18 protein-coding genes, 4 tRNA genes and 1 pseudogene are annotated in these 21,746 nt (G+C 70.9%); 13 read left to right on the top strand and 10 right to left on the bottom strand.

Translation table 11 applies throughout. The annotated features are described in order from the left end of the window. Positions 1 to 102: 102 nt before the first annotated feature. The 3 genes from purS to purL are packed head-to-tail and all read left to right on the top strand — an operon-like array spanning position 103 to position 3,331. Positions 103 to 375, top strand: a complete 273-nt coding sequence (purS, locus tag V5O46_RS23810; RefSeq protein WP_184818923.1) for a phosphoribosylformylglycinamidine synthase subunit PurS — start codon at positions 103 to 105, stop codon at positions 373 to 375. Beyond that, the gene (gene purQ, locus V5O46_RS23815; protein WP_332886716.1) at positions 372 to 1,076 is read left to right on the top strand and encodes a phosphoribosylformylglycinamidine synthase subunit PurQ; all 705 of its coding nucleotides are present in this window, start codon (positions 372 to 374) and stop codon (positions 1,074 to 1,076) included. The genes purS and purQ overlap by 4 nt, the downstream gene beginning before the upstream one ends. Continuing rightward, positions 1,073 to 3,331, top strand: a complete 2,259-nt coding sequence (purL, locus tag V5O46_RS23820; RefSeq protein WP_332886717.1) for a phosphoribosylformylglycinamidine synthase subunit PurL — start codon at positions 1,073 to 1,075, stop codon at positions 3,329 to 3,331. Before purQ ends, purL begins: the two co-directional genes overlap by 4 nt. 55 nt (positions 3,332 to 3,386) lie before the next feature. Here purL and V5O46_RS23825 read toward each other — a convergent pair. Continuing rightward, positions 3,387 to 3,850 (bottom strand): annotated as a pseudogene (locus tag V5O46_RS23825) (Uma2 family endonuclease); the annotation flags it as partial. Positions 3,851 to 3,976: 126 nt separating this feature from the next. On the opposite strand from V5O46_RS23825, the gene V5O46_RS23830 reads away from it, so the two are divergent. The 5 genes from V5O46_RS23830 (at position 3,977) to purM (ending at position 9,340) form a co-directional block, all read left to right on the top strand. Next, entirely contained in the window at positions 3,977 to 4,831 is an 855-nt protein-coding gene (locus V5O46_RS23830; RefSeq protein WP_332886718.1) for a M23 family metallopeptidase, read from the top strand. 134 nt (positions 4,832 to 4,965) lie between these two features. Beyond that, positions 4,966 to 5,769 carry a maleylpyruvate isomerase family mycothiol-dependent enzyme gene (locus V5O46_RS23835; RefSeq protein WP_332886719.1) on the top strand — a complete coding sequence of 268 codons (804 nt, stop codon included), beginning with the start codon at positions 4,966 to 4,968 and terminating at the stop codon, positions 5,767 to 5,769. 36 nt (positions 5,770 to 5,805) lie between these two features. Next, complete coding sequence (locus V5O46_RS23840) at positions 5,806 to 6,603, top strand: META domain-containing protein (protein ID WP_332886720.1); 798 nt, start codon at positions 5,806 to 5,808, stop codon at positions 6,601 to 6,603. A gap of 62 nt (positions 6,604 to 6,665) precedes the next feature. After that, a complete protein-coding gene (gene purF, locus V5O46_RS23845; protein ID WP_332886721.1) occupies positions 6,666 to 8,192 on the top strand; it encodes an amidophosphoribosyltransferase in 1,527 nt (508 codons plus the stop codon). Positions 8,193 to 8,236: 44 nt separating this feature from the next. Further along, positions 8,237 to 9,340 (top strand): phosphoribosylformylglycinamidine cyclo-ligase, encoded by a 1,104-nt coding sequence (purM, locus tag V5O46_RS23850; RefSeq protein WP_332886722.1) that lies wholly within the window; start codon positions 8,237 to 8,239, stop codon positions 9,338 to 9,340. A 103-nt stretch (positions 9,341 to 9,443) separates the two neighbouring features. Here the strand turns inward: purM and V5O46_RS23855 are convergent, their stop codons facing one another. Both V5O46_RS23855 and V5O46_RS23860 read right to left on the bottom strand, forming a co-directional pair. Beyond that, positions 9,444 to 9,695, bottom strand: coding sequence for a DUF3073 domain-containing protein (locus V5O46_RS23855; protein WP_332886723.1), 252 nt, complete (start codon positions 9,693 to 9,695; stop codon positions 9,444 to 9,446). A gap of 341 nt (positions 9,696 to 10,036) precedes the next feature. Next, on the bottom strand, positions 10,037 to 11,131 hold the full coding sequence (locus tag V5O46_RS23860; RefSeq protein ID WP_332886724.1) for a Leu/Phe/Val dehydrogenase: 1,095 nt from the start codon (positions 11,129 to 11,131) through the stop codon (positions 10,037 to 10,039). Between the two features lie 221 nt (positions 11,132 to 11,352). Here V5O46_RS23860 and V5O46_RS23865 point away from each other — a divergent pair, with 221 nt between their 5' ends. Further along, positions 11,353 to 12,204 carry a hypothetical protein gene (locus tag V5O46_RS23865; RefSeq protein WP_332886725.1) on the top strand — a complete coding sequence of 284 codons (852 nt, stop codon included), beginning with the start codon at positions 11,353 to 11,355 and terminating at the stop codon, positions 12,202 to 12,204. A gap of 556 nt (positions 12,205 to 12,760) precedes the next feature. After that, complete coding sequence (bldC, locus tag V5O46_RS23870; RefSeq protein ID WP_003949541.1) at positions 12,761 to 12,967, top strand: developmental transcriptional regulator BldC; 207 nt, start codon at positions 12,761 to 12,763, stop codon at positions 12,965 to 12,967. 505 nt (positions 12,968 to 13,472) lie between these two features. On the opposite strand, the gene V5O46_RS23875 is transcribed toward bldC, so the two are convergent. The 3 genes from V5O46_RS23875 to hrpA form a co-directional block, all read right to left on the bottom strand. Continuing rightward, complete coding sequence (locus tag V5O46_RS23875) at positions 13,473 to 13,667, bottom strand: DUF6274 family protein (RefSeq protein WP_332886726.1); 195 nt, start codon at positions 13,665 to 13,667, stop codon at positions 13,473 to 13,475. Positions 13,668 to 13,913: 246 nt separating this feature from the next. Then, positions 13,914 to 13,988 (bottom strand) — tRNA-Asp (locus tag V5O46_RS23880). Positions 13,989 to 14,080: 92 nt separating this feature from the next. Then, positions 14,081 to 18,046, bottom strand: a complete 3,966-nt coding sequence (hrpA, locus tag V5O46_RS23885; protein ID WP_332886727.1) for an ATP-dependent RNA helicase HrpA — start codon at positions 18,044 to 18,046, stop codon at positions 14,081 to 14,083. Between the two features lie 208 nt (positions 18,047 to 18,254). Between hrpA and V5O46_RS23890 the strand changes: the two genes are divergently transcribed. Then, positions 18,255 to 18,506, top strand: a complete 252-nt coding sequence (locus V5O46_RS23890) for an SCO4226 family nickel-binding protein (RefSeq protein WP_332886728.1) — start codon at positions 18,255 to 18,257, stop codon at positions 18,504 to 18,506. A gap of 84 nt (positions 18,507 to 18,590) precedes the next feature. On the opposite strand, the gene V5O46_RS23895 is transcribed toward V5O46_RS23890, so the two are convergent. From V5O46_RS23895 to V5O46_RS23910, 4 genes are all read right to left on the bottom strand, one after another. Beyond that, positions 18,591 to 18,667, bottom strand: a tRNA-Phe gene (locus V5O46_RS23895). A 24-nt stretch (positions 18,668 to 18,691) separates the two neighbouring features. Further along, positions 18,692 to 18,766 (bottom strand) — tRNA-Asp (locus V5O46_RS23900). Positions 18,767 to 18,815: 49 nt separating this feature from the next. Continuing rightward, positions 18,816 to 18,888, bottom strand: a tRNA-Glu gene (locus tag V5O46_RS23905). An 80-nt stretch (positions 18,889 to 18,968) separates the two neighbouring features. Next, positions 18,969 to 20,618, bottom strand: a complete 1,650-nt coding sequence (locus tag V5O46_RS23910; RefSeq protein ID WP_332886729.1) for a metallophosphoesterase family protein — start codon at positions 20,616 to 20,618, stop codon at positions 18,969 to 18,971. 85 nt (positions 20,619 to 20,703) lie between these two features. On the opposite strand from V5O46_RS23910, the gene V5O46_RS23915 reads away from it, so the two are divergent. Both V5O46_RS23915 and V5O46_RS23920 read left to right on the top strand, forming a co-directional pair. After that, positions 20,704 to 21,054, top strand: coding sequence for a metallopeptidase family protein (locus tag V5O46_RS23915; protein ID WP_332886730.1), 351 nt, complete (start codon positions 20,704 to 20,706; stop codon positions 21,052 to 21,054). A 105-nt stretch (positions 21,055 to 21,159) separates the two neighbouring features. Beyond that, entirely contained in the window at positions 21,160 to 21,738 is a 579-nt protein-coding gene (locus tag V5O46_RS23920) for a hypothetical protein (RefSeq protein ID WP_332886731.1), read from the top strand. Positions 21,739 to 21,746: the final 8 nt, after the last annotated feature.

Genomic DNA, 21,746 nt, shown 5'->3' on the forward strand with positions numbered 1-21,746 from the left:
ATCGTGACAGGGGTCACGTACTTTCCTCCAACGCTACACGCGTAGATTTTTTGTACGGGTAGTCTGAAGGAACCTGCTCAGCACCACACACCGGGAGTGCCAGTGGCACGCGTCGTAGTCGACGTCATGCTCAAGCCGGAGATCCTCGACCCCCAGGGCCAGGCGGTGCAGCGCGCACTGCCGCGGCTCGGTTTCGAGGGGATCTCGGACGTCCGCCAGGGAAAGCGTTTCGAACTGGAAGTTGACGGGCCGGTCGACGAGGCCGCCCTCGCCCGCATCCACGATCTTGCGGAATCCTTCCTCGCCAACACCGTGATCGAGGACTTCACCGTCCGGGTCGAGGAAGCGGCGGAAGTCACGGAGGCCGTGAAGTGACCGCTCGTATTGGCGTCGTCACTTTCCCCGGCAGTCTCGACGACCGGGACACGCAGCGCGCCGTCCGCGTGGCCGGTGCCGAGCCGGTGGCGCTCTGGCACAAGGACAAGGACCTCAAGCAGGTCGACGCCGTGATCCTTCCCGGCGGCTTCTCCTACGGCGACTACCTGCGGGCCGGTGCCATCTCCCGCTTCTCGCCGGTGATGGACACCGTCATCGAGCAGGCGAGGGCCGGGCTGCCGGTCCTCGGCATCTGCAACGGCTTCCAGATCCTCACCGAGGCCCATCTGCTCCCCGGCGGCATGCTCGGCAACGACCACCTGCACTTCATCTGCCGCGACCAGAAGCTGCGGGTGGAGAACGCGGACACGGCCTGGACCAGCGACTACGAGAGCGGGCAGGAGATCCGTATCCCGCTCAAGAACATGGACGGCCGTTACGTCGCCGACCGGTACACGCTGGACAAGCTGGAGGCCGAGGGCCGGGTCGCCTTCCGCTACCTGGTCCGCGGCGACGCCGCTGACGGATACGGCAACCCGAACGGCTCGCTCAACGACATCGCCGGCATCACCAACGAGGCGGGCAACGTCGTCGGTCTGATGCCGCACCCGGAGCACGCCGTGGAGCCGCTGATCGGCACCGGCCGCACCGACGGCCTCCCCTTCTTCACCTCGATCCTCAAGAAGCTGGTCAACGCATGAGCCGGACCCCTCTGGACACGGTCGAGCACGCGACCGCGACCCCTGACGCCGAGCTGCCCTGGGCCGAGCTCGGCCTGAAGAAGGACGAGTACGAGCGGATCGTCGAGATCCTCGGCCGCCGCCCCACCGGCGCGGAGCTGGCCATGTACTCGGTCATGTGGTCCGAGCACTGCTCGTACAAGTCCTCCAAGGTCCACCTCCGCCAGTTCGGCGAGAAGGCCCCCGAGAACGACGCCCTGCTCGTCGGCATCGGCGAGAACGCCGGAGTCGTCGACGTCGGCCAGGGCTACGCGGTCACCTTCAAGGTCGAGTCGCACAACCACCCCTCCTACGTCGAGCCCTACCAGGGCGCGGCCACCGGCGTCGGCGGCATCGTCCGCGACATCATCGCGATGGGCGCTCGGCCGGTCGCCGTGGTCGACCCGCTGAGGTTCGGCGCCGCGGACCACCCCGACACCAAGCGCGTCCTCCCGGGCGTCGTCGCGGGCATCGGCGGCTACGGCAACTGCCTGGGCCTGCCCAACATCGGCGGCGAGGTCGTCTTCGACGCCTGCTACCAGGGCAACCCGCTGGTGAACGCCGGCTGCATCGGTGTGATGCGGCACGAGGACATCCACCTCGCCAAGGCCTCCGGCGCGGGCAACAAGGTCATCCTGTACGGCGCCCGGACCGGCGGCGACGGCATCGGCGGCGCCTCGATCCTGGCGTCCGAGACCTTCGACGACGCGAAGCCCTCCAAGCGCCCCGCCGTCCAGGTCGGCGACCCCTTCCAGGAGAAGCTGCTCATCGAGTGCACCCTGGAGGCGTTCCGGGAGAAGCTGGTCGTCGGCATCCAGGACCTGGGCGCGGCGGGCCTGTCCTGCGCGACCAGCGAGCTGGCGTCCAACGGCTCCGGCGGCATGCGCGTGACCCTGGACGACGTCCCGCTGCGCGACTCGACGCTCTCCCCCGAGGAGATCCTGATGAGCGAGTCGCAGGAGAGGATGTGCGCGGTCGTCGAGCCCGACAAGGTCGACCGCTTCCTGGAGATCTGCGAGAAGTGGGACGTCATCGCCACCGTCATCGGCGAGGTGACGGACGGCGACCGCCTGGAGATCTACTGGCACGGCGGCAAGATCGTCGACGTGGACCCGCGCACGGTCGCCCACGAGGGCCCCACGTACGAGCGCCCGTACGCCCGCCCGTCCTGGCAGGACGGGCTGCAGGCCGACGACGCGGGCAAGCTGCCCCGGCCGGCCTCCGGCGCGGAGCTGAAGGACCAGGTCCTGAAGCTGGTCGGCTCCCCGAACCAGGCGTCGAAGTCGTGGATCACCTCCCAGTACGACCACTTCGTGCAGGGCAACACCGTCCTCGCCCAGCCCGAGGACTCCGGCATGATCCGCATCGACGAGGAGTCCGGCCTCGGCGTCGCCATCGCGACGGACGGCAACGGCCGGTACGCCAAGCTCGACCCGTACAAGGGCGCGCAGCTCGCCCTCGCCGAGGCCTACCGCAATGTGGCCACCACCGGCGCCCGGCCGCTCGCGGTCTCCGACTGCCTGAACTTCGGTTCGCCGGAGGACCCGGCGGTGATGTGGCAGTTCGCGGAGGCGGTACGAGGCCTGGCCGACGCCTGTCAGCAGCTCGGCACCCCGGTGACGGGCGGCAACGTCTCGCTCTACAACCAGACCGGCGAGGCGGCCATCCACCCCACCCCGGTCGTGGCGGTCCTCGGTGTCATCGACGACGTGGCCCGGCGCACGCCGGTCGCCTTCCAGGAGGAGGGCCAGCTGCTGTACCTCCTCGGCGACACCCGTGAGGAGTTCGGCGGCTCGGCGTGGTCCCAGGTGGTCCACGACCACCTCGGCGGGCTGCCTCCGGAGGTCGACCTGGAGCGCGAGCGGCTGCTGGCCGAGATCCTGGTCTCCGCCTCCCGCGACGGCATGATCGACTCCGCGCACGACCTGTCCGACGGCGGTCTGGTCCAGGCGGTCGTGGAGTCGGCGCTGCTCGGCGGCAAGGGCGCGCGGCTGGTCGTCCCCGACGGGCTGGACGCGTTCACCTTCCTGTTCTCCGAGTCGGCGGGCCGCGCGGTCGTCGCGGTGCCGCGCTCGGAGGAGGTCCGCTTCAACGACATGTGCGGCGCGAGGGGTCTGCCGGTCACCCGCATCGGTGTGGTGGACGGGGACGCGGTGGAGCTCCAGGGCGAGTTCACGCTGCCCCTGGCCGAGCTGCGCGAGGCCCACGAGCGGACGATCCCGGCGCTGCTCGGGTGACAGCCGCAGGACGTCGAGGACCCCGCCCGGTTCCGGGCGGGGCCCCGGCGGCTCGGCGCACGTAGTTCCCGAGGACCTCCGTGTCGAGCCCGATGCCGACCGGACCGGGGACGGTCACTTGGTCGCCGAACTTCGCGACGTGCACCTCGCGGTAGCCACCGACCTGCCGGTCGGGGGAACTGTGCACCGTGATCGTGCAGGAGTCCCGGTCGACCAGCAGGTGGACGGGGATCCCCGACTGGCCGTAGGCGGCGGGCTTCTCGAAACGGTCCCGTCGGTCCGTGTCCGAGTCGTACGAGGTGACCTCGACGACCATGAGCGCCCCGTCCGGGTCGGCCCATTCCCCGTGTCCCGCGAAGTGCGCCTCCGGCGCGAGCACCGCGTCCGGCTTCGGGTCACCCTCTTGACCCCGATCCGTCCGTTGACGAACTCCAACGCGACGGTCTCGGGAGCGGCGGAGGCGATCGTTTCGAACTCCTCCACCGACATCTGAGACGTACTCTCGGCCATAACCGTCATGCTGCACCTCCTTCCAGGCGCGGACCAGTGTTGTCCGCACCGCCGGGTCGCGGACCGGTTTCCGCAGCCGGCCGCCCGGACAGGTGACCAGTTGCGAGGGTGTACACCACAAGGGGGAGGACCGTCATGGGACCGGGGACCGCCAAGAGGCGCGCGCGCAAGCTCGGCATGCTGGGATTCCGGTTTCTGCTGGTGGCCTTCTTCGCCCTGGTCGCCGCCGCCGTCATCTTCGACCTCTCCCACCCCTGGTGGTGGAACCTGGCGCCGCTGCTCCTCGCCTTCGTCCTGGTCACGGTGCTGAACCGCACCGGCGGCGCCCCCGACAGCACCCGGGCCGCCCGCGAACCCGTCGAGGTCGCCCCGCCGGTCACCGGCCGCTGGTCCGCCCTGAACAGCCCCGCCGACCGCACCCCGAGCCACGGCACCCACGCCTACGGGCAGACCTTCGCCATCGACATCGTCGCCGAGCCGGAGCCCGGCGCCCGTCCCGGCTTCCGCGTCCTGTGGCCCCTGGTCCGCCGCAGCAGCGACTTCCCGGCCTTCGGCGCCCCGCTGCTCGCGGTCGCCGACGGCACCGTCGTGCGCGTCGAGGACGGCCGGCGCGACCATCTCAGCCGCACCTCGCTGCCGGCCCTGCTGTACCTGATGCTGGTCGAGGGGGACCTGCGGCAGCTGGGCGGCGTCCGGCGGATCGTCGGCAACCACGTCGTCCTCGACCTCGGTGACGGCGTCCACGCGCTGTACGCCCATGTGCAGCGCGGCTCGTTCACCGTGCGCGAGGGTGACCGGGTGCGTGCCGGGCAGCCGATCGCCCGCTGCGGCAACTCCGGCAACTCCTCGGAGCCGCATGTGCACTTCCAGCTCATGGACGGCCCCGACCCGGACACCGCCCGCGGCCTGCCCTTCACCTGGCGCGGCCTCGGCGTCCCCCGCAACGGCGAGGTGTTCCGGGCCGACGATCCGGCCTCCGCCCCCGCCTGAGCGCTCCGCCGGAAGCCGCGATGTGCCGTCGCTCGTCTGCGGCGCCGTCAGGGCTGGTCGCGCAGTCCCCCGTGCCCCTTCAGGGCGCTGCCGAACCGCAGGGGACTTCGCCCGACCTGTTTAGGCTGCTCTCCATGCCCCCGGCCAGGAAGCGCACCCGCGCCTACGACCCCGCCCGTACCCGCGCCGCCGTGCTGGCCCAGTTCGGGCAGGTACGGGCCGCCGTACGCACCCTCACCCCCGAGCAGCTCGCGCTGCCCACCCGGCTCGGCGACTGGACCGTGCGCGAGCTGGTCGCCCACATCGGCATGGCGCTCACGGCGGTCGACCGGCTGCTGGAGGAGCCCGAGCCGGCCCGGCCGACCGCACGGCTGACGGACTGGCCGGCCGCCATCGCCGCGGATGCCCCGGACATCGCCGCCACCGCCCGCTCACTCGCCGCGCAGCACCCCGACCCCGACCCCGACGCCCGCCTCGCCGCCGCCGAGGAGCGCTTCACCACCCGGCTCGACGCGCACCCCGGCAGCCGGCTGCTGCCCACCAGCGCGGGCGCGCTGCCGCTGGCCGACTACGTGGTCACCCGCACCGTCGAGCTCGTCGTGCACACCGACGACCTGAACGCCGCCGTGCCCGGCCTGGACGTGCCGCAGGACCGGCAGGCGCTGGCCGCCGCCACCCGGCTGCTGGCCGACGCGCTCGCGTTGCAGGCGCCCGGCGGCTCGACCGAGGTGCGCATCCCGCCGTACGCGGTGGTGCAGTGCGTCGAGGGTCCCCGGCACACCCGCGGCACCCCGCCCAACGTCGTCGAGACCGACCCGCTGACCTGGATCAGGCTCGCCACCGGGCGGCTGGCCTGGAAGGACGCGGTCGACGGGGCGAAGGTGAGCGCGAGCGGGGAGCGCGCCGACCTCGGCGGCCTGCTGCCGATCCTGCGCTGAGGGGAACCGGCGGCTCCGCACGCCCGTCGAACGGGCATGAACCGGCAGAAGCAGCGCATCACCCTGACGGCGGCCGTCGCGGCGCTGGTCCCGCTCGTGGCGGCCTGCGGCGCCGAACAGGCCGGCGGCGGCAGTGGCGGCGGCAGCGGCACGATCGGTGCCGCCGGCCCCGCCGTGACCGGCGTCCACTGGAGCGTCGACAGCGTCACCGTCGACGGCAGGACCCATCAGGCACCCGAACGCGCCCATATGACCATCGGCGACGACGGCCGGGCGGAGGGCAGCTTCGGCTGCAACACCTTCAGCGCCCGGGCCGCCGTCGAAGGCGACCGGATCCGGCTCAGCGACGCCGCGTCCACCGAGATGGCCTGCGAGGACATGTCCATGGCGGTCGAGGAGGCGCTGGCCCGCGCCCTCACCACCGGACCGCTCAGCGCCGGGACCGACGGCGACCGGCTCACCCTCACCACCGCCGACGGCGACACCGTCCGGCTGAGCGAGCAGCGGGACACCGCCCTGCACGGCACCCGGTGGACCATCACCACCCCCGCGGTGTCCGGCGACGCGGCGCATCTGACCTTCGACGAACAGCAGGGCACCGTCTCCGGCAGCCTCGGCTGCAACCGCGTCAACGCCGAGGCCACGGTCGGCGACGGCAGTATCACTCTCGGCGCCGCGTCCACCACCCGAATGGTGTGCGAAGACTCACTCATGGCCGCCGAGAAGCAGCTGCTGGGCCTCTTCGACAACAAGATCGACTACCGGGTCGAGCCGGATACCCTGACGCTGACCAGCCCGAACGGCAGCACGGTCCGGGCCGTCGCGGACCAGTGATCCACTGAGTCCGGCGTATCCCCAATTCGGACCAGTGGTCGATCTCGCCTACACTCGGTGGCGTGCCACGTGGTGACGGTCGACTCAATCACGATCTGCTTCCCGGTGAGAAGGGCCCCCAGGACGCCTGCGGCGTCTTCGGTGTCTGGGCTCCGGGCGAAGAGGTCGCAAAGCTCACGTACTTCGGGCTCTACGCCCTCCAGCATCGGGGCCAGGAATCCGCGGGAATCGCGGTCAGCAACGGCTCCCAGATCCTCGTCTTCAAGGACATGGGCCTGGTCTCGCAGGTCTTCGACGAGACCTCTCTCGGTTCGCTCCAGGGTCATATCGCGGTCGGACACGCCCGCTACTCGACCACCGGCGCCTCCGTGTGGGAGAACGCCCAGCCGACGTTCCGCGCCACCGCGCACGGCTCGATCGCGCTCGGTCACAACGGCAATCTGGTCAACACCGCCGAGCTCGCCGAGCTGGTCGCCGACCTGCCCAAGCAGGACGGCCGCTCCACCCGGGTCGCGGCCACCAACGACACCGACCTGGTCACCGCGCTGCTGGCCGGCCAGGTCGACGCCGACGGCAAGCCGCTGACCATCGAGGAGGCCGCGCCCGCGGTGCTGCAGAAGGTGCGCGGCGCCTTCTCCCTCGTCTTCATGAACGAGCACACCCTGTACGCCGCCCGCGACCCGCAGGGCATCCGCCCGCTGGTGCTGGGCCGGCTGGAGCGCGGCTGGGTGGTCGCCTCCGAGTCCGCCGCGCTCGACATCTGCGGCGCCAGCTTCGTCCGGGAGATAGAGCCCGGCGAGTTCGTCGCCATCGACGAGAACGGCCTGCGAACGTCCCGATTCGCAGAAGCGAAGCCCAAGGGCTGTGTCTTCGAGTACGTCTACCTGGCCCGCCCCGACACCGACATCGCCGGGCGCAACGTCTACCTCTCCCGGGTCGAGATGGGCCGCCGCCTGGCCAAGGAGTCCCCGGTCGACGCCGACCTGGTGATAGCGACCCCGGAATCCGGCACCCCGGCCGCGATCGGCTACGCCGAGGCCTCCGGCATCCCCTTCGGCAGCGGGCTGGTGAAGAACGCCTACGTCGGCCGCACCTTCATCCAGCCCTCCCAGACCATCCGCCAGCTCGGCATCCGGCTGAAGCTGAACCCGCTGAAGGACGTCATCAAGGGCAAGCGGCTGGTCGTCGTCGACGACTCCATCGTCCGCGGCAACACCCAGCGGGCCCTCGTCCGCATGCTCCGCGAGGCGGGCGCCGCCGAGGTCCACATCCGGATCTCCTCGCCGCCGGTGAAGTGGCCCTGCTTCTTCGGCATCGACTTCGCCACCCGCGCCGAGCTCATCGCCAACGGCATGAGCATCGAGGAGATCGGCGCCTCGCTCGGCGCGGACTCCCTCGCCTACATCTCCATCGACGGCATGATCGAGGCGACCACCATCGCCAAGCCGAACCTGTGCCGCGCCTGCTTCGACGGCGAGTACCCGATGGAGCTCCCCGACCCCGAGCTGCTCGGAAAGCAGCTGCTGGAGACCGAGCTGGCCGCCGGGCCCGCCGCCACGGCCGCCGCCGACGCGATCCGCCGCCCGTAGCCGCCGCAGATCCCTGCCGTTACGACACGAAAGCTCTCACCGTCATGTCTGAGACCACTGGGACCCCTGGGACCGCCGGGATCACTGGGACCTCCGGTGCCTCCTACGCGGCTGCCGGCGTCGACATCGAAGCGGGCGACCGCGCCGTCGAGCTGATGAAGGAGTGGGTGAAGAAGGCCCGGCGCCCCGAGGTCCTCGGCGGCCTCGGCGGCTTCGCCGGCCTCTTCGACGCCTCCGCGCTGAAGCGCTACGAGCGCCCGCTGCTCGCCTCCGCCACGGACGGCGTCGGCACCAAGGTCGACATCGCCCGCCGGATGGGCGTCTACGACACCATCGGCCACGACCTGGTCGCCATGGTCATGGACGACATCGTGGTGTGCGGCGCCGAGCCGCTGTTCATGACCGACTACATCTGCGTCGGCAAGGTCCACCCCGAGCGGGTCGCCGCGATCGTCAAGGGCATCGCCGAGGGCTGTGTGCTGGCCGGCTGTGCCCTGGTCGGCGGCGAGACGGCCGAGCACCCGGGGCTGCTCGGCGCGGACGACTTCGATGTCGCCGGCGCCGGCACCGGCGTCGTGGAGGCCGACCGGCTGCTCGGCGCGGATCGCATCCGCAAGGGTGACGCGGTGATCGCCATGGCCGCGTCCGGGCTTCACTCGAACGGGTACTCGCTCGTCCGGCACGTGCTGCTGGACCAGGCAGGCCTGGCCCTCGACACCCATGTGGACGAGCTCGGCCGGACCCTCGGCGAGGAGCTGCTGGAGCCCACCAAGATCTACTCGCTGGACTGCCTGGCGCTCACCCGGACCACCGAGGTGCACGCCTTCAGCCATGTCACCGGCGGCGGCCTCGCCGCGAACCTCGCCCGGGTGATCCCGGACGGTCTGCACGCCACCCTGGACCGCTCCACCTGGACCCCGGCGCCGGTCTTCGACCTCGTCGGCCGCACCGGCCGGGTCGAGCGGCTGGAGCTGGAGAAGACCCTCAACATGGGCGTCGGCATGATCGCGATCGCGCCGCAGGAGTCCGTGGACGTGGCGCTGACGACGCTGGCGGACCGCGGGGTGGAGGCGTGGGTGGCCGGAGAGATCACCGACCGCGGCGAGCACACCACCGGCGCGGCCCTGACCGGCGACCACGCCGCCTGAGCCAGGGGCTTCGGGCGGTGGCCGCGCTGGACAGGGCGACGCGGACAGCACAGAAGCCGGCCGGTGACGTCAGTCACCGACCGGGCGGATGGTCAGCGCAAGGTCAAGCGCCGCGACGTTGCTGCGGGGACTGGCCGTCCTCGTCCTCGTCGTCGTCCTCGTCGTAGAGGTCGGCGTACCGTGCGTACAGGTCGTCGTCGTGCTCATCGTCCTCGAAGCGGTCGCCGTTCGGCGACTGGTTCGACGTCGATGCGCCCAGCTCCTCGGCCAGGCGTGAGAGGTCCGTCCCACCGCTGTTGTACTTCAGCTGGCGGGCGACCTTCGTCTGCTTGGCCTTGGCCCGGCCGCGCCCCATGGCTCGACCCCCTCAACGACGGGGCTCGACGGCCCCAGAGTCTTGACACGCGTTCATGATCTGGAACGGGCTCTCCGTGGAGAGACCGGTCCGTAGGGCTTCCACGGTACCTGAGCCCGCGCCCATACGGTACGTCGCCCGCAGGACGTGCCCGCTCCCAGGACCGCCAGGACGCCTCGTCCTCGCTGGTCAGCAGCGATTTTAACCACTTATGGACGGTCGACCCGCCGGAAGAAGTGAGAGTTCTCTCGAACACCCCTCCGGCGGGTACCGGCCGTTCCCGGCGAACCTGCCCGGACCCCTTCCCCGATCAGGCCCGCTCACACACCGGTCACCGGTGCTCAGGTCCGCCGACGCGCCTCCGCCATCCGGTGCTCGGCGATCCGGTCGGCCGCGGCGGCCGGCGGGATCCCATCCTCCTTCGCACGTGCGAATATGGCCAGCGTGGTGTCGTAGATCTTCGCGGCCTTCGCCTTGCACCGCTCGAAGTCGAAGCCGTGCAGCTCGTCCGCCACCTGGATCACCCCGCCCGCGTTCACCACGTAGTCCGGCGCGTAGAGGATGCCGCGGTCGGCGAGGTCCTTCTCCACGCCCGGGTGGGCGAGCTGGTTGTTGGCCGCGCCGCAGACCACCCTGGCGGTCAGCGCCGGCACGGTGTCGTCGTCCAGCGCCCCGCCGAGCGCGCACGGCGCGTAGATGTCCAGTCCGGCGGTGCGGATCAGGGTGCCGGTGTCGGCGACCGCCAGCACCCCCGGGTGCCGCTCGGTGATCCGCCGCACGGCGTCCTCGCGCACGTCCGTGACCACCACCCGGGCGCCCTCCTTCAGCAGGTGCTCCACCAGGTGGTGGCCGACCTTGCCGACGCCGGCGATGCCGACGGTGCGGTCGCGCAGGGAGGGGTCGCCCCACAGGTGCTGGGCGGAGGCGCGCATGCCCTGGTAGACGCCGAAGGCGGTGAGCACGGAGGAGTCGCCCGCGCCGCCGTTCTCCGGCGAGCGGCCGGTGGTCCAGCGGCACTCGCGGGCCACGACGTCCATGTCCGCGACATAGGTGCCGACGTCGCAGGCGGTGACGTAGCGGCCGCCGAGCGAGGCGACGAACCGGCCGTAGGCGAGCAGCAGCCCCTCGGACTTGACCGTCTCCGGGTCACCGATGATCACGGCCTTGCCGCCGCCGTGGTCGAGACCGGCCATGGCGTTCTTGTAGGACATCCCGCGCGCGAGGTTCAGCGCGTCGGCGACGGCCTCCTCCTCGGTCGCGTACGGGTAGAAGCGCGTACCGCCGAGCGCGGGGCCCAGGGCGGTGGAGTGGATGGCGATGACGGCCTTGAGGCCGCTGGCCCGGTCCTGACAGAGCACGACTTGCTCATGGCCGCCCTGGTCCGAGCGGAACAGGGTGTGCAGAACATCAGCAGGTGCGCCGGTTACGTCGGTCACTGTGGTGACTCCTGAGTAAGTAGCGGCGGGTGGACGCGCGGCCCCGTGCGGGTGGCGGGTGCCGTGGCAAGAGATTAGAGCCTGGGGGCGCCCGCTCGCCGCACAGTGCCCGGGATCACCTCCGCACGGAGTACGGGCGTGCGACGATTTGCAGAGATTCCCGCGCGTTTGTCGGTGGGTTCGACAGGTTTTCGGGGCGGTGCGCGGGGGAGGGAGCAGGCGTGCCCAAGGTGTCCTCGGTGATCGTGCCCTACGCCGCGTACTTGCGCGTGTACGAGCCGCTGGACGCCTTCCCGGAGCCCGAGCGCGGCCACTGGGAGCGCTACGCCCGCCGCACCGAGCTGCCCGGCTACCAGGACGAGCTGCGCCGCTCCCTGGCCGATCTGCTGCCCACCCCGCCCGTCGCCGTGCCGGTCCACGAGAGCGCCGACGCCTTCGTGGTGGAGGTGGACGGCGTGGTTCTCGTCTGCCCCTGGCGCACTCGGCTGCGCGGCTGGCGGGCGCTGTCCGAACTCGGCGAGGACTTCCCCGAGCCGGTGCTGGACGCCCTCCTGCCCCCGGTCGTGCGCCACCAGGCGGCCCAGGACTACGAGCGCTGGCTGCTGCGCAACCCCGACGCCCGGCCCTGGATCCGCACTGCCACCTGGCAGGTCCCGATCAACTGGTTCGTGCTGGTCTCCGACGAGGAGCGGCAGTACGGCAAGGGCGGCGGGGAGCCCGGCGGAGCCGCCCCGGTGCTCCGCTACCGCACCCCGATGGTGCAGGCCCGGCGGCGGGTGGCGCGGGGCCTGAGGGCGCTGAAGCAGGCCGTGGACGAGGGGCCGCTGATCGACGGCCTGGTGGACGTCGGGCGCTGGCTGGAGGAGTTCCACCCCCGCTCGCTGGTCGAGCTGGACTACGGGGGGCTGGTGCACGCCCTGCCCGCCGGCGAGCTGGAGGGCGATCACTCCGCGGCGGACGTCGCCGAGGGCATCCAGGCGCTGCGCCACGGCGACGGGGAGACCGCGGGGGCGGCCTACGGGCGGCTCGTGGAGCGGTGGCGGGCGGTCCGGGACCGGAGATCGGCCAACTGAGGCCTCCGCGGCGGCGAACTGATGTTTGACGCGACGCCCGTTCTGGGGTTTCGTCTCTTGCTCCGAGATGTGCGTCATGTGACCTGAGCCTCCGTCACCAGGGGACGTAGGTCCCGATCCGGGCGTATGGCTCAAGCGTGATGGACCGCACGTACAGCACCCTTGCGCCGCTTGACCCTCCTCATGCCAAAATAGGACAAGGAGTCCGGGGAGGGCTCCTTCCGTCCTGCTGTGGTGCACTGTGGGCGGAATCTCTGCATTGCACGCGCTTTGGGGGGTCTTGTGACTCCTGAACGCCACTGTGACTGATCGTCACAGTGGCGTGACTGTCCGCTATGGCATGGTCCATCGGCTTCCGTCGCTGATGAACACCTGGGAGGGCAATTCCATCGGTTTGGCCGACGCGGCTGGACAGATGGTGTAGTTGTAGTGCCGAGGACAAGCCGTTCGTCCTATAACCGACTCGACTCGCGTCCGCCATTTCGGGCAACGCGGGTCAAGGTGCAGAATTTAGAAGAAAGAACCGAGAACGTCGGTTCTCCCGAGGAGGCCGCTCATGACCGCTCGCACCCCTGATGCCGAGCCGCTGCTGACCCCGGCTGAGGTCGCCACCATGTTCCGCGTCGACCCCAAGACGGTCACGCGCTGGGCGAAGGCCGGCAAGCTCACGTCGATCCGCACGCTCGGCGGGCACCGCCGCTACCGCGAGGCCGAGGTCCGCGCTCTGCTCGCGGGCATCCCGCAGCAGCGCAGCGAGGCCTGACAACTGCATATCCGGGCAAAACGGCAAGCCCCCCAACTTGCCTGAAGGCCCGACCCACAGCTCCACACGGCGCGGGTTCTGCCCCAACAGACCCCGAAGCGTCGTCGATCGCGTCGGACTCCGCCGGGTCCGACGCGATTTTTTTGTGCCCGGTGGCGGCCGTCAGCCGCCCCCGGGAGGTGCCCCTGGAGGCGTTCCGCAGGGCCCCCGGGGGCCTTCCGCGGGCCTGCGGGGCTCTTCCGGCGGTTGCTGTGCGTGACCTTGTCGAAGTCTGGGGAGGGCTGTCGGATCAGCGACGGGACCGGCTGCGGGCGCACTCTGCGGTGGTGCAATTGCACATATTAAATTGATCGGTTGTAGGAGAGGTGTAAGCGCCGCAGTTTCAAAAACTCGTCCGGTGACACCCGTCACACGATCCACCGCTTGTTGCCGCCGTCCCGCGTGCGCTAATGGAGGTTCGGATTCCACCGTCCCACCGTGGCACGCCTGTTGGGGCGGTCGAAGGTCACGCTCGAGAGGGGCTTTCGTCCTCCAGGGCGTCTTGACGGCCCTTCGGTGACTGTGCCGCGGGAGCGTCCAGCGCCAGCCGCAGCAGGCGGTGGCAGATCGGGCAGTGACGCGTCACGTGGCGGTAGGACGACGCGGCCGACAGATGCGCGCGGAGCAGCGCCCGCGTCTCGTGCCTCGCCGATGCCGCCATACGCCACCTCCACCGGCCCGCAGGGGAAGCGGGATCCTGCTTCCGGAGTACCGAGCGAATGTGACGCCGTCAAGGCCGGGCGGAGGGGAGCGGTGGAGGACGCGCCAGGAGCGCGCACGTGCGGGAGCCCGGATTCCGCGACCCGGGCCAGGGGAAAGCGCCCGCTCCCTGGAGCGGGCCCTTCGATGCGGTCCCGACCACATGACTGAGGCCCGCTGCCTGGGCAACGGGCCTCGTGATCATCTGCGGTCCTGACGGGATTTGAACCCGCGGCCTCCACCTTGACAGGGTGGCGAGCACTCCAAACTGCTCCACAGGACCAGGTTTTGCGGCGCTTTGCTGCTCTGCGCTGCGAGAAGAGACTCTACAGGAGGGTGAGCCCCCTGGCGAACTCACCCTCCGGGCACGGGCCGTCACGGAATCGCCGCGTCGATCGCCTTCACGATCCGCTTGTCGGAGACGGGGTACGCGGTGCCCAGCGCATGGGCGAAGTAGCTGACCCGGAGCTCCTCGAGCATCCAGCGGATGTCCAGGACCTGCTGCGGCACCGGCCGGCCCTGCGGCATCTGCTCCAGCAGCCACGCGTACTCGTCCTGCATCTCGTGGACCTTCTCCATGCGCGTGGTGTCCCGCTGCACGTTGGCCGGCATCTGCTGCAGCCGCCGGTCCGCGGCGATCAGATAGCGCATCAGGTCCGGCAGCCGCCGCACCCCCGCCGACGTCACGAAACCGGGCTTCACCAGCCCGTCCAGCTGCTTGCGGACGTCCTGCAGGTTCGGCAGCAGCGCGGGGCTGCGAACGCCCTTCAGACGCCGCTCACAGGCCTGCCAGGCGGCCAGCACCTGCTGCACCTGGCCCACCGTGCGGACGGTGGTGTCCACGATCTCCGCGCGCACCTTGTCGTACAGCTTGCGGTACGACTCCTCGTCCCACGCCGGGCCGCCGAAGTCCGCGATCAGCCGGTCCGCCGCCGCCATCGCGCAGTCGTCGAACAGGGCCTGGACCGAACCGTGCGGGTTCGCCGACAGGCCGAGCTTCTGCTGGTTGCTCAGATGGTCGCTCGCGTACTTCGCCGGGCTGACCGGGACGGTGCGCAGGATCAGCCGGCGTGTGCCCCGCCACATCGCCTGCGCCTGCTCGGCCTCGGTGTCGAAGAGACGTACGGAGACGGTGTCGCCGTCGTCGACCAGGGCCGGGTACGCCTTGACCGGCTGACCGGCGCGGCGGGTCTCGAACACGCGGGTGAGCGTGCCGATCGTCCAGTCGGTCAGACCCGTACGCTCCAGCGACTCCCCGCCCTGCCGGGACGCGGTGGCCGCCGCGGCCTGGGACAGCGCCTTGCGCGCTTTCGGCCTCAGCCGGAGCTTCAGCGCCTCCAGGTCCTTGTCCTCGGCCAGCTTCCGGCGCCGCTCGTCAACGATCCGGAACGTGATCTTCAGATGGTCGGGGACCTTGGCCCAGTCGAAGTCCTCCGCCTCGAAGGGCACCCCGACCATCCGCTTCAGCTCGCGCGCCATCGTCACCGTCAGCGGCTCCTGGAGCGGGACCGCCCGGTCCAGGAACGCCTGCGCATAGTTCGGCGCCGGCACGTAGTTGCGGCGGATCGGCTTGGGCAGCGACCGGATCAGCTCGGTGACGACCTCTTCCCGAAGGCCCGGGATCTGCCAGTCGAAGCCCTCGTCCACGGCCTGGTTGAGCACCTGCAGCGGGATGTGCACGGTCACCCCGTCCGCATCCGCGCCCGGCTCGAACTGGTAGGTCACCCGGAACTTCAGATCACCCTGCCGCCAGGAGTCCGGATAGTCGTCCTTGGTGACCGCGCCCGCCTTCTCGTTGATGAGCATCTCGCGCTCGAAGTCGAGGAACCCGGGCTGCTCGTGCCGCTTGCGCTTCCACCAGGAGTCGAAGTGGGCCCCGGAGACGACATGTTCGGGTACCCGCTGGTCGTAGAAGTCGAACAGGGTCTCGTCGTCGACCAGGATGTCCCGGCGCCGCGCCCGGTGCTCCAGCTCCTCCACCTCGGTCAGCAGCCTGCGGTTGTCGGCGAAGAACTTGTGGTGCGTGCGCCAGTCGCCCTCGACCAGTGCGTTGCGGATGAACAGCTCGCGGCTGACCTCCGGGTCGATCCGCCCGTAGTTGACCTTGCGCTGGGCGACGACCGGCACCCCGTACAGCGTGACCTTCTCGTACGCCATCACGGCCGCCTGGTCCTTCTCCCAGTGCGGCTCGCTGTAGGTGCGCTTGATCAGATGCCCGGCCAGCGGCTCGACCCACTCGGGCTCGATCTTCGCGTTGACCCGCGCCCACAGCCGGGACGTCTCCACCAGCTCCGCCGACATCACGAACCGCGGCGGCTTCTTGAACAGCGCCGACCCGGGGAAGATCGCGAACTTGGCGTTCCGGGCCCCGAGGTAGTCGTTCTTGTTGCCGTCCTTGACGTCCTTCATCCCGACGTGGGAGAGCAGCCCGGCCAGGAGCGAGACGTGGATGCGGTCGGCGGGGGCGTCCTGGTCGTTGAGATGGATGCCCATCTGCTTGGCCACGGTGCGCAGCTGGGTGTAGATGTCCTGCCACTCGCGGATCCGCAGGAAGTTCAGGTACTCCTGCTTGCACATCCGCCGGAAGGACGAGGAGCCGCGCTCGCGCTGCTGGTCGCGGACATACCGCCACAGATTGAGGAAGGCCAGGAAGTCGCTGGTCTCGTCCTTGAAGCGGGCGTGCTGCTGGTCGGCCTGGGTCTGTTTGTCGGCGGGGCGCTCGCGCGGGTCCTGGATCGACAGCGCGGCGGCTATGACCATCACCTCGCGCACACAGCCGTTCCGGTCGGCCTCCAGCACCATCCGGGCCAGCCGGGGGTCGACGGGCAGCTGGGCCAGCTTGCGACCGGTCTGGGTGAGCCGCTTGCGGACGTCCTTCTGCGCCGGGTCGAGGGCGCCGAGCTCCTGCAGCAGCTGGACGCCGTCCCGGATGTTGCGGTGGTCCGGCGGGTCGATGAACGGGAACTTCTCGATGTCGCCCAGGCCGGCGGCGGTCATCTGCAGGATGACCGAGGCCAGGTTGGTCCGCAGGATCTCGGCGTCGGTGAACTCCGGACGGGCCTCGAAGTCGTCCTCGCTGTACAGCCGGATGCAGACACCGTCCGACGTACGGCCGCAGCGGCCCTTGCGCTGGTTGGCGCTGGCCTGCGAGATCGGCTCGATCGGCAGCCGCTGCACCTTCGTGCGATGGCTGTAGCGGGAGATCCGGGCGAAGCCGGGGTCGATGACGTACTTGATGCCGGGGACGGTCAGCGAGGTCTCGGCGACGTTGGTCGCCAGAACGATCCTGCGCCCGGTGTGCGGCTGGAACACCCGGTGCTGCTCGGCGTGCGAGAGCCGGGCATAGAGCGGCAGCACCTCCGTGCGCTGCCAGTCGGCGCCTCCGGCGCGGGTGTACTTCTTCTCCAGCGCGTCCGCGGTGTCCCGGATCTCCCGCTCCCCGGAGAGGAAGACGAGGATGTCGCCCCTGCCCTCGCCCATCAGCTCCTCGACCGCATCGGTGATCGCGGTGATCTGGTCCCGGTCGGCGTCGTCCCCGTCCTCCTCGAGGAGGGGCCGATAGCGCACCTCCACCGGATACGTCCGGCCGCTGACCTCGACGATCGGGGCGTCACCGAAGTGCCGGGAGAACCGCTCGGGGTCGATGGTCGCGGAGGTGATCACGACCTTGAGGTCGGGCCGCTTCGGCAGCAGCTGCGCCAGGTACCCGAGCAGGAAGTCGATGTTGAGGGAACGCTCGTGGGCCTCGTCGATGATGATCGTGTCGTAGGCGCGGAGCTCACGGTCGGTCTGGATCTCGGCGAGCAGGATGCCGTCCGTCATCAGCTTGACGAAGGTGCCCTCCGGGTCGACCTGGTCGGTGAACCGCACCTTCCAGCCCACGGCCTCCCCCAGCGGGGTGTCCAGCTCGTCGGCGACCCGCTCGGCGACGGTACGGGCGGCGATCCGCCGCGGCTGGGTGTGCCCGATCATGCCGCGCACACCGCGCCCGAGGTCGAGACAGATCTTGGGGATCTGCGTCGTCTTCCCGGAGCCGGTCTCACCGGCGACGATCACGACCTGGTGATCGCGGATGGCGTCCGCGATCTCGTCCCGCTTCTGGCTGACCGGCAGCATCTCGGGGTACGTGACGGCGGGCACACGGGCACGACGCTCGGTGACGCGCTGCTCGGCCCGGTCGACCTCCGCCTCGATCTCGGCGAGAACGGCGGCCCGGGCCTCGGGCTTGCGGATCTTCCGCGCACCCTCCAGCCTGCGCCCGAGCCGGTGCGCATCACGCAGCGACAGCTCGGTCAGCCGGGGGGCGAGGGCGCTCAGGGCGGGGGCGGGGTGCGTAGACATACGGAGTCCAGGATCTCATCCCGTTCAATTTCCTGGCGAACACTTTTGCACCCGCCGGTAGCGACGCCCGGCAGCCCGGACCTGCGCCGCGCCGCGCCGTACCGCACTCGGGCTTCCCGTGACCCCGGCCGAGCAGTCGCCAGGGCAGCCGCCGCGGGCGCAGCATGGAAGGAGAGACCCGAGTGATCGCGAGGAAAGGGGTGCGGTCATGACCCGCTACATGGATGTTCACCACGATGCGCAGGGCGTCACCGCAGATCAACTGCGCCAGATGCACGACGCCGCGGTCGCCATGGCACAGGAGGAAGGGGTGCAGTTCGAGCACACCTGGGCGGACCCGGAGTCCGGCACGGTCTACTGCCTCTCCGAGGCGCCGTCGTCCCAGGCGGTCACCCGTATCCACGAGCGGATCGGTGGCGGGGCGCCCGACGAGATCCACCCGGTGCCGATCGCGGTCTGACCGGGCTGCTCGGGCATGCCTGACGACAGAAACAGGACAGCCTCACCGAAGAGCTTCGGTGAGGCTGTCCACCCTGACGGGCTGTGGTGGCTGGGGCCGGGGTCGAACCGGCGACCTTCCGCTTTTCAGGCGGACGCTCGTACCAACTGAGCTACCCAGCCACGAGGTTTCATGTGAAACCTCAGCGGTCCTGACGGGATTTGAACCCGCGGCCTCCACCTTGACAGGGTGGCGAGCACTCCAAACTGCTCCACAGGACCATGTGGGAATGTGCGAACCAGCGAACTCAGTGTCGCACACCGTACTGCGTGCCCCCAACGGGATTCGAACCCGTGCTACCGCCTTGAAAGGGCGGCGTCCTAGGCCGCTAGACGATGAGGGCTATCGGCCCGCCTGGGCGCTTCTCAGCGCGTCGGGGACGTGAGAAGCATATGGGATGGCGGGAGGTATCGCCAAAACGGTTTACGGAGCGGTCGGCGAGGGGGTGTTCCGGGGCGGGACGGGCGACGCGGGAGGGGTGGTGGCCGCCGTGGGGGACGGGGTGGGGGAGAGTGCGGGCGTCGGGGGTGGTGACGGGGAGGCCCCGGGCTGGTTCTCCTTCGGGAGATGGCGGCTGACCTCGGCCGTGGTCAGGCCCAGGCCGCCGAGTTCGATCTCGTCCCAGGCCTGGAGCCGGCGGCTGTCCCGGTCGAAGTAGAGGATCGAGGCCTGGATCGGGTCGGGGTACTCGCCCTCGACCGCGCGCAGCCCGCTGCCCCCGGTCGAGCCCTCGATGCGCAGCCGGGTGCCGTACTCCATGACCTCCATGTCGCTGCGGTGGAGATGCCCGGCCAGCACCAGCGGCACCTCGCCGTCCACCTCGCGGGCGGCCGAGGGTTCGTGGGCCATGGCGACGTCCACCGGTGTGCCCGCGGCGCGCTGGTCGCGCAGGGCCGAGGCGAGGCGGGCGCCGGCCAGCTCCTGGGAGGCCTCGGCTCCCGCCAGGCGCGTGCGGTCCGGGGTGAACTGGGGGTCGCCGATGCCGGCGAAGCGCAGGCCCCCGACGGTGACCGCGCGGCCGTCGTCCAGGACGTGGGTGTTCCGCAGATCCTCGATGTACTGCTGGGTGATCATGGAGTCGTGGTTGCCGCGGACCCAGACGTAGGGGGCGCCGAGGTCCTCGATCGGGTCCAGGAAGCCGTTCTCGGCGGTGGAGCCGTGGTCCATGGTGTCGCCGGTGTCGACGATCACGTTCACCTCGTACTGCTCCACCAGCGAGGCGATGATCTTCCAGCTGGCCGGGTTGAGGTGGATGTCGGACACATGCAGTACCCGGATGGTGGTGGGGTCGGGCCGGTAGACGGGCAGCGTGGAGGTGGCGTCGTAGAGCTTGGTCACATTGGTCACCAGCCGGGCCAGCTCCTGCTGGTAGACGTCGAACTCGGTGACGATGCTGCGGGCGTCGCCCACCAGGGAGGGCGCGGAGGTCAGCAGGCCGGAGAACCTCGGTTCCAGCACCGAGTCCGGGTTCCAGGTCGCGTACGCGGTGCTGCCGGAGGCAGCCAGGAGGGTGAGGGCGAGGCCGCCGGCCGCGAGGGCGGGGCGGGCGCGGCGGTACACGATCAGGCCGAGGGCGGTGGCGCCGGTGATGACGGCGACGCCGGAGCGGACGGCGAGGTCCCGGGTGCCGCGGCTGACGTCCTGGGTGACCTCGTCCTGCAGGCCCGAGAGGCGCTCGGGGCGGTCGACGAGGGCCTGGGCGCGTTCGGGGTCGAGCTGGTCGACGTTCACGTCCAGACGTACCGGTGCCACGTGGCTGTCGAGGTGGAGGGCGCCGAGCGGCGACACATTGATCTTGGTGCCGCCGGCCAGGGAGGGCCGCAGGGTCATCGTCGTGTCCATCGGACCGACGGGGACGCGTACGTTGCCCACGATCAGCAGGCCCAGCCAGGCGCCCAGCACCACGACGAGCACGAGGCCCAGGGCGCCGGCGAGCGGGTGCGGTCGGGCGGCGAGTTCGGCGGCGGTGGTGGCGGGCGGCGCGGCGGACCGGGTGCGGCGGCGGGCGAGGGTGCTGGGTGCCCTCAGGGCGCGGCCGAGGGCCTGCAGGGCTGCGGCGAAGACGCGGGCCATTGGTCCCGTATGCCCATGTGTGCGGCTGGATATGCGCTCGGCGCGCGGCGCTCCCGCTGTCGGCGGTGTGCCGGACAATGGCGGTGTGCTGGAAATGACACGCGAGGAGTTCGAGGAACTGGTCGCCGAGGCGCTGGACCGGATCCCGCCGGAGCTGACGCGGCTGATGGACAACGTCGCGGTGTTCGTCGAGGACGAGCCCCCGGCGGACGATCCCGAGCTGCTCGGGATCTACGAGGGGACGCCGCTGACGGAGCGCGGGGAGTGGTACGCGGGTGTGCTGCCGGACCGGATCACCATCTACCGGGGGCCGACGCTGCGGATGTGCGGGTCCCGGGACGAGGTCGTCGCCGAGACCGAGGTGACCGTGGTGCACGAGATCGCCCACCATTTCGGGATCGACGACGCCCGGCTGCACGCGCTCGGGTACGGGTGAGGGACCTCGGTCCCGGCTGCCGGACCGGCGGAACGGGGCGCGTGTCCTCTTGTGGGGGACGGGAGTTGGTCACGGCGACCCCGTCAACCCCGGAGGTGGCTGCCCGTGCGCCCCTTGTACGTACCCGTCCGTCTGGCCGTCACGGCCCTGGCCCTCGCCGCAGCCGCCGGCTGTGTGAGCGTGGGCGACGACGCCTCCGGCGGGGGTGCGAAGCCGTCGCGGTCCGCCGGTGAACGGGGCGGCGAGGAGCCGGACGGCGGTTCCCAGATCCCGGGCATCGGGCGCGGGCACGGCGCGGCGGCGGCCGACGGCCGGTCCGGCGGGGACGGCAGGGACGGAAAGGGCGAGGAGAAGGATGGCGACGGGGAGAAGGAGAAGGGGGAGGGCGAGGACGCGGGTGAGGGGGCGGACGGGAACGACGGTCCCTCGGGGCCGGCCTCGCCGCCGGCCGACCCGGACGGGCCCGCCCCGCCGAAGGACGGTCCGCCCCGGCCGACACCCCCGCGCACGGGCCCGCCGGACCCCACGGACACGGAACCGCCCGAGCCGACCCCTAGCGGCGAACCGCCGGCCTCCCCGACGCCGGAGCCGACGGAGGCCGAGCCGTCGTCCTCGGCGCACCAGCCGCCGGGACCGCAGCTGGCCCAGCGCGAACCGGCGCCGGAGGCCGGGGCGCCGGTCTAGTGGCCCGG

This window comes from Streptomyces poriticola (assembly GCF_036689765.1).
Lineage (GTDB): Bacteria > Actinomycetota > Actinomycetes > Streptomycetales > Streptomycetaceae > Streptomyces > Streptomyces poriticola.